The organism is Meiothermus sp. (assembly GCF_025056915.1).
Taxonomy (GTDB): domain Bacteria; phylum Deinococcota; class Deinococci; order Deinococcales; family Thermaceae; genus Meiothermus.
This window is the reverse complement of sequence record NZ_JANWVH010000122.1, coordinates 1-5,465: the sequence shown is the minus strand read 5'-3', so window position 1 is coordinate 5,465 and position 5,465 is coordinate 1. Positions and strand designations below refer to the sequence as shown.

Here is a 5,465-nt window from a genome sequence, read left to right as displayed (position 1 = left end):
TGGAGCGCCACCGAGGGGCGCAACATGTCCAGAACCGCCTTGCTGCTCATAGATATCCAACAAGGCCTCGACGATACCACCTACTGGGGCCCTCGTAATAATCCCTCGTTCGAGCGCAACGTGGCCGCCTTGCTGGAGGGTTTCCGGCGGGCCGGTAAGCCGGTTTTGCATGTCCAGCACCACTCGGTTCGCCCCACCTCGCCGCTTCGCCCCGGCCAGCCCGGCCACGACTTCAAGCCCGAGGCCCGTCCCCTGGAGGGGGAGCCGGTTTTTGCTAAAACCGTCAACAGCGCCTTTATCGGCACCGACCTCGAGGCCTACCTGCGCCGGGAGGCCATCGCCCGCCTGGTTGTAGCAGGCCTGACCACCGACCACTGTGTCTCCACCACCGTGCGCATGGCCGGCAACCTGGGCTTCGAGGTGTGGCTGGTTGGGGATGCCTGCGCCACCTTTGCCAAGAAAAGCCCGGAGGGCATGATTCCAGCCGAACAGGTGCACCGGGTACATCTGGCCAGCCTGGACGGGGAGTTCTGCACGGTGATCGGCACCCAGGAAGCCCTGGAGAGAGGCGGGTCGTAAGCGTGCAGCCGAGTTTGGCCCGCCTCGAGTTCATGTCGCTCTGGGCCGGTCAGGCCGTCAGCCTGTGCCGCAGCCTGCCTGCCGCCCTGCTGGTCGAAACGCTGGTGCGGGAGACCCAGGAAGCCCTGCGCCAGATGGAAGGAGCCCTGCGTGCGTAAGTTGTTCTATGGCTGGATTGTGGTGGCGGTGGCGGTGGTGGCCACCCTGATTGCCGCCGGCAACCGCTCGGTGCCGGGGGCCCTGATTCAGCCCCTCCACGACAGCACCGGCTGGGCCATCCAGAGTATTTCCTTTGCCACCGCCATTGGGCTGGTGCTCTTTGGCCTGGGGGCGCCCTTGAGCGGCTACCTGATGGATCGCTTTGGGCCCCGGCGCATCACCCTGTTTGGGCTGGGCCTGATGACTCTGAGTATGGCCCTGAGCGCCCTGATGACCCAGGTCTGGCAGCTCAACCTGGTCTGGGGGGTGCTGAGCGGGGTGGCCACCGGGGTGGTGGGCGGGGTGCTGGGGGCCACAGTGGCCAACCGCTGGTTCATCCAGCACCGGGGTCTGGTGACGGGCCTCTTTGGGGCGGCCACCTCGGCGGGCCAGCTCATCTTCATCCCGGCCCTGGTCTTCTGGGCCAGTGGGCTGGGCTGGCGCGAGGCCAGCTGGATCATGGCGGCGGTGTCGCTGCTGGCCCTTCTGCCGGTATGGTTCTTCATGAAAGACAGCCCCGCCGAAATGGGCCTGCGGGCCTTGGGGGCGGCTCCTGGCTCGGCGCCCATGAAAGTGACTGCCGACCCCGGCATTTTGGGCAAGGCCCTGCGCGCCCCCACCTTTTGGCTCCTGGCCACCACCTTTTTCATCTGCGGCGCGACCTCCAATGGCCTGGTGGGGGTGCACTTCATCCCCTATGCAGTCTCGTGTGGCCTGACCCCTACCACCGCCTCCGGCATTCTGGCCGTGATGGGTGCGCTCAACTTTGTGGGCACCCTGGCCTCGGGCTACCTCACCGACCGCTACGACCCCCGCGTGCTTTTGAGCCTCTACTACGGTTTTCGGGGTCTCTCGCTCCTGTTTTTGCCCTTTGCCACCACCCCCGAGACCCTGCTGATTTTTGCCGTGGTGTTTGGCCTCGACTACATCGCCACCGTGCCCCCTACCGTGGCCCTGGTCGCCGACAACTTTGGACGGCAGAACGTGGGCACGGTGTACGGCTGGGTATTTGCCGCTCACCAGTTGGGGGCTGCCGCCGCGGCCTGGGCTGGAGGGGCTGCCCGCGATGCCCTGGGCGAGTACAACCTGGCTTTCTTGCTGGCGGGTGCGATTGGGATTGCGGCGGCGCTTTTGTCGCTGGGCATTCGCAAGCCTCCCAAGCTGGCGGCGGCGCAGGGTTGAAAAACGGTCCTTTCCAGCCCCCAAGCGCATCTAGGCCATGTTTGTGGGAGGTCAAGGCTTCGCCGGTGCGTATATTCGCCGCGCCCTGCATCCCGACGCCTCAGGCGGGAGGTGTATGCGCCCGACGGGGCAAAGTCGGCGCTACGGGCACTCGCTGGAAGCCTTCTCGGCAGGGTGGTTCGGGAGGCTCAAAGCAAGGGCCGTTCCAGAAGGTTTTAGCTTGACCTAAGCCCGGAGCAATGGGTTTTCACAGCGGAGATTTTTTTTGAAAGCGGGGTTTGCGCTTTTCCTGGAGCGAGGCCAGGCCTTCTTTGGCATCGGGGCCCAGGAAGCCCATGAACTCCAGCGCCAGCGAGGTGTCGAAGTTGGGCCCCATCATGCGGAGCCAGTTGTTGAGGGCATACTTGGTGAAGCGAATTGCGGTAGGGGAGCCCTGGGTCAGCTTCTGGGCAATTTGGAGTGCTTCGGTATAGACCGCACCATCCTCCACGCACCGGGACACCAGCCCGATCCGCTCGGCCTCCTCCCCCGAGAGGGGCTCGTTCAGCAGGAGGTAATACTTGGCTTTGCTAAGCCCACACAGCAAAGGCCAGACCATCACCGAGTGGTCGCCCGCCGCCACCCCCAGCCGCACATGCCCATCCACAATGCGGGCGGTTCTGCCCGCTACGCTGATATCGGCCAGCAAGGCCACGGCCAGCCCGGCTCCCACCGCAGGGCCTTCGATGGCCGCCACAATGGGCTTGGAGCAGTTGACCACTCCGTAGACCAGGTCGCGGGCTTCCTTCCAGACCCGCAACAGGGCCTCGTAGTCACGGATCATTTCCTCGATCATCTCGAAGTCGCCCCCGCTGCTGAAGGCTTTGCCCTCGCCCCGCACCAGCACTGCGCCGATGCTCTCGTCGGCATCAATGTCCCGCCAGACATAGGCCAGCTCGCGGTGCATCTGGCTGTCGGTGGCATTCAGACGGCCTGGATTGGAGAGGATGACCTCGAGTACCCCTTCACCGGGCTGGTCGAACTTCAACCGCTGATATCGCTTTTGCCAGTTCATGCCAGCAGTTTACGGGATGAGCTGAGAGCGGCACTCAGACCGGCGCTCCTGTCGGGTGATTCTGGCCGTTTTCTGGGCCTTTCATACCGGCCTTTGCCTCTTCAAGAGCCACACGAAGCATGGGCGCAAGGCAACTGCCCTGGCTTTTGCTGCCGCGGGCGTTAGCTGTGTGTGCCCACCGGAGCCTTGCTGTCCCAGTAAGCCAGGGCCCTGAGCACGGCATCGCGTTCGTTCTGGTGCGAGAGCCGCCTGAGGGCTTCCGACACCGGAAACCAGTCCACCCCGTCCACTTCTTCTTTCTGGGGGCGGGGTACTCCCCCCACGTAGCCCATCAGAAAGTGGTGGACTTCCTTGGTTACGGTGGTTTGAATGCCATCGTCCCTGACGGTAAAGTGATAGCGGATGCTGCCCAAAGGAGCCAGCACCCTGGCCTCTATGCCGGTCTCCTCGCGCACCTCGCGCAGGGCCGTCTGAAAGTAGCGCTCCCCCGGCTCCACCTGGCCTTTGGGCAGGCTCCAGACCCGCCCATCCTTAATCGCAATCAGGAGTACCTCGAGGCCCTTCCCTCCGGCCCTCTCCCGCAACACCACCCCTCCCGCCGAAGTTACCCGACGGCGGGACTTCGGCAGTGCCTGAGGCCCATTGCCCCCAGCCATGCCGCGCTTAGGTCTACGGCGGCGCGAACCAACTGAATAACGCATACTGTAACTACTTCCCAATGACCCAGCGAGGGGTACCTACCAACAGTGTACACGGAAGCGGGGCGTTTGTCGTGCATGAAGGCACATATTTAGTAGTTATTCATTAGGCTTGGTTATTCTTGATTTTGTTACAGCTTGAACACATAAGCTGGGCATTGTCAATTGTTGTAGGTCCCGCTTTGCTCCAGGGCTTAATATGGTCAATCGTGAAATTGTCCCAGGATAATATTTTTTTGCACTTAGCGCACCTCTTAACCTCTGTTGAATGCCAAATGAGTTCTCGCTGCTCCCTAGTGAATCTCCTTTGCTTATCCTTTTTTTCAAATAGATCGCCAAATATTTCATAGAGGATATCAATTCGGCGTTTGCGTGAAACAAAGCTGTCTGTATCACTTCGCACAGTATGTAAATATTCCAAGAATAATCTCTGATCAGATGATGTACCTATCCCTTTCTTTGTGTTTTCGCTTGTGTAGTTCACGCCACATGAAAACCAGATAAGAAGGTCTTGAGCTTGCCTATTTCGTTTCACGTCCGTTAGAACACAATCCGATTTGTCAAGCTTCCAGAATAGAAAGAACAGAGAGTAAAAATCTGGTATATTTCTGAAGCGCGTTTCTTTCAGTCGAGGGAAAATCCTTTTTAGAATTCGAATGACTCTATCAAAATCATTTGACCATTTACTCAACAAATTTTCTCGGTCGTTTCCTCCGCTCATCACTCTGTTAAGTGCTGCTTTCTTGTTGATGGGTTCTTCTCTTCCAATTGACGCAAGTAATTCGCTGGTTAGTTCAATGTGTTTCATGCGGTCAATTTGATATTGAGATAAGATACCTGTGCCCATAAAGTATACTTTATGTCGTTCTGCAAGCTTGGAAGCTTGCTTCAGAAATTGACTATTGTAATAGCGAGCATGGCGCTTCTCCTGTCCAGTAAGTGGCTTGCCAGTTGAATTGATTCTAATGAACAAGAGTTCAATTTCTGCCAAGTCTCCCGATACCTCAACAATTTGAAGCTTGTAGCCCATCACTTTAGCTTCATATCTTGGTGTCAAGCTCCTCCAGTTATACTCGCGGATTTTCTCTTCCTCGTCCAGCTTGGTTCTCAAAGAGAATTTTTTTCCACGAATCAGTCCCAAAAACATGAAAATGGATTCCAAGCGCTGTTTGCCATCCACCACGTCATAAATCAACTTTCCCCCGTCTTCACGTTCGCTTCGCTGAAACAGAAATATTGACGGTATGGGAAATCCTTGCAGTATCGAATCAATCAACTTTCGACGATCTGATAAGCGCCATATCGATTGGCGCTGAAAACCAGGGTTAAGATTGAGCTGATTGTTCTTGTAAAGATGAACAAAATCTTGAATGGTTTTCTCACTGAGATTATATGTAAGGTTTCCCATCTAGTCTCCTAAATATTCAAAAAGGTCACTGCATTGAGGACTGTTTTTCATTAATAGCACAGCATTAATAGCTTATTCTATATCAACAAAAAAGCGCCCCGAAGGGCGCTAGCTTGAACAAAGAAAGATCAGCCGAGCTAAGAGCTCCTTAGAAAGGAGGTGATCCAACCGCACCTTCCGGTACAGTTACCTTGTTACGACTTAGCCCCAGTCATGAGCCTTACCCTAGGCGCCTGCCTGTGGCTCCCGGCGACTTCAGGCAAAACCCACTCCCATGGCTTGACGGGCGGTGTGTACAAGGCCCGGGAACGTATTCACCGCGACATGGCTGATTCGCGATTACTAG

6 protein-coding genes and 1 rRNA gene are annotated in these 5,465 nt (G+C 57.5%); 3 read left to right on the top strand and 4 right to left on the bottom strand.

Translation table 11 applies throughout. The features are described 5' to 3' along the window. From NZN28_RS13730 to NZN28_RS13720, 3 genes are all read left to right on the top strand, one after another. Window positions 1-579, top strand: a 579-nt coding sequence (locus NZN28_RS13730) for a cysteine hydrolase family protein (protein WP_295399084.1), incomplete at its 5' end; no start/stop codon positions are given. A 2-nt stretch (window positions 580-581) separates the two neighbouring features. Then, a complete protein-coding gene (locus NZN28_RS13725; RefSeq protein ID WP_295399082.1) occupies window positions 582-737 on the top strand; it encodes a hypothetical protein in 156 nt (51 codons plus the stop codon). Then, entirely contained in the window at window positions 730-1,959 is a 1,230-nt protein-coding gene (locus tag NZN28_RS13720; RefSeq protein WP_295399080.1) for an MFS transporter, read from the top strand. The genes NZN28_RS13725 and NZN28_RS13720 overlap by 8 nt, the downstream gene beginning before the upstream one ends. Before the next feature lie 247 nt (window positions 1,960-2,206). On the opposite strand, the gene NZN28_RS13715 is transcribed toward NZN28_RS13720, so the two are convergent. From NZN28_RS13715 to NZN28_RS13700, 4 genes are all read right to left on the bottom strand, one after another. After that, a complete protein-coding gene (locus NZN28_RS13715; protein WP_295399078.1) occupies window positions 2,207-3,013 on the bottom strand; it encodes an enoyl-CoA hydratase/isomerase family protein in 807 nt (268 codons plus the stop codon). A 161-nt stretch (window positions 3,014-3,174) separates the two neighbouring features. Continuing rightward, the gene (locus NZN28_RS13710; protein ID WP_295399086.1) at window positions 3,175-3,669 is read right to left on the bottom strand and encodes an NUDIX hydrolase; all 495 of its coding nucleotides are present in this window, start codon (window positions 3,667-3,669) and stop codon (window positions 3,175-3,177) included. Window positions 3,670-3,817: 148 nt separating this feature from the next. After that, window positions 3,818-5,119 carry a DUF262 domain-containing protein gene (locus tag NZN28_RS13705; RefSeq protein WP_295399076.1) on the bottom strand — a complete coding sequence of 434 codons (1,302 nt, stop codon included), beginning with the start codon at window positions 5,117-5,119 and terminating at the stop codon, window positions 3,818-3,820. Window positions 5,120-5,271: 152 nt separating this feature from the next. Next, window positions 5,272-5,465: ribosomal RNA gene (locus NZN28_RS13700) — 16S ribosomal RNA — on the bottom strand; the annotation flags it as partial.